Annotated in this window: 1 protein-coding gene; it reads right to left on the reverse strand. The window is 67.3% G+C overall.

The annotated features are described in order from the left end of the window. Positions 1–575 (reverse strand): acyltransferase domain-containing protein (locus AC3EQ1_RS31335; RefSeq protein ID WP_432097688.1); only part of this gene is annotated, 575 nt, incomplete at both ends.

Raw genomic sequence — 575 nt, forward strand, 5'->3', positions numbered from 1 at the left:
GCCAGTCGATCTCCACGCCGTGAACATGCAGGCCGGAGACCGCACCCAGGAGTGTTTCCGCCTCCGGCCGGTCACGGCGAAGGGAAGGGAGAAGCAGTGCCTCACTGTCGTCGGGGAGGCAACCGCGGGTCATGGCCGTGAGGACACCGTCCGGCCCCAGCTCCAGGAACCGCGACACACCTTCGGCGTGCAGGGCTCGGATGCCATCGGCGAACCGCACCGCCTCACGGACATGCCGCACCCAGTACTCCGGCGAACAGAGCTCTTCCGCCGTCGCCAGGACACCCGTGACGTTGGAGACGACCGGAATCCGCGGAGCCTCGAACGACAGCTTCTCCACCACCGAACGGAAAGCGTCGAGCATCCCGTCCATATGAGCCGAGTGGAACGCATGACTCACCCGCAGACGCGACGTCTTCACCCCGGCCGCGGAGAAACGCTCGGCCACCTCCAGCACCGCATCCGCATCACCGGAAATCACCACCGACTGCGGGCCGTTGACCGCAGCGATCGACACACCCGCCGCATCGTGGAGCCGACTGCGCACCTCTGCCTCGGAGGTGGCGATGGCCACC

Source organism: Streptomyces sp. bgisy100 (assembly GCF_057709105.1).